This window comes from Endozoicomonas sp. ONNA2 (assembly GCF_024606365.1).
GTDB lineage: Bacteria > Pseudomonadota > Gammaproteobacteria > Pseudomonadales > Endozoicomonadaceae > Endozoicomonas.
Map to the genome: position 1 here is coordinate 1 of NZ_JAHHPO010001167.1, position 1,076 is coordinate 1,076.

General features: G+C 48.1%; 2 protein-coding genes. One reads left to right on the plus strand and one right to left on the minus strand.

Translation table 11 applies throughout. From position 1 onward, the window contains the following. The coding region (locus KDK14_RS20595; RefSeq protein WP_257267112.1) for a hypothetical protein at positions 1-436 on the plus strand (436 nt) is incomplete at its 5' end. A gap of 113 nt (positions 437-549) precedes the next feature. Here the strand turns inward: KDK14_RS20595 and KDK14_RS20600 are convergent. Then, on the minus strand, positions 550-1,076 hold a 527-nt coding region (locus tag KDK14_RS20600), incomplete at its 5' end, for a DUF2608 domain-containing protein (protein WP_257267113.1).

Here is a 1,076-nt window from a genome sequence, read left to right on the forward strand (position 1 = left end):
TCGCTACGGTCGGGCGCTATTCTCGGACAGCCTCCTGGATAATCCTGCAAGGCAGTTCAATGAAGTTGTTCGCAGAATCCCGACTATTAAACATTTTAGCCGATCCGTTTTAAAGATTTTCCCCAGGCTTGCCATCGGTTTCGGTGCTGCTGTCGCGTCTCTCGGGGTTGCTACCGGGGTTACCAGGGCTAATGCCGCAGTCGCTGTCGGGGCTTTCGGGGCTAACCTGGCTGTCCGGACTATCTCAACTGCTGTCGGCGATTCTACCTGGCTTGATGTCGAGACTGCCGGGGTTCTTACCGAGGCTGCCGGGACTGTTGTCGGAAAGTGCATGGCTGGTTTCGTATATGACGAACAGGAAAAATGGTTAAGCAAAATATTTTTCACGGTAATGCCCATGGCGCGTGAAAATATTTTGCGCCACCTTCAGGGATGAAAAATGGTTAAGCAAAATATTTTTCACGGTAATGAAGAGCTTTTTCTTATCCTTTGTGCCTTTGTGGTTCAAAAATTCAGGATCTATTTCAAACCCGGGCATCACGTTCAGTTTCACGCCGTCTCAAGTTGCTTTACAAGTTCCTCCCTTGTCAGTTGACGACCATGGGCAAATGCCCTGTTTGACATCGCTCTTGCTCCTGTGTAGAGGAATGTATTGTAATGGATTTGCAATGTTTCACAGGTGTTTTCCACATCTGATAACATTTCTTCCGTGTTATCAACGAAACAAACCTGTGCCGGGCGCTCAGGCATTTGCTGAATGTATCGCGCCATCATTGTACCCTTGGAACACTGTTTGTCACTTACGATACTGTCAAACAGTTGCGCATTGATGTTGGCTGCTGCCAGCTTTCTTCTGGTTTCGCTTGCTGTGTCCTGGGCCAACACTATAATTTGTGCGTCGGGTGCCTTTTCTCTGATGCCCTTCAGGGTCTGCTCAGTATCTTTTTCAGCAGGAACTATTTTTAACACTTTTTTAGTACCGCCAGTGGGATCCAGGGTCTCGCTAACGTCATAGGAAAACAGTGTCTCATCCGCATCAAAAATTACTAATGGGTGGTACCCCGGCGTCACCTCGT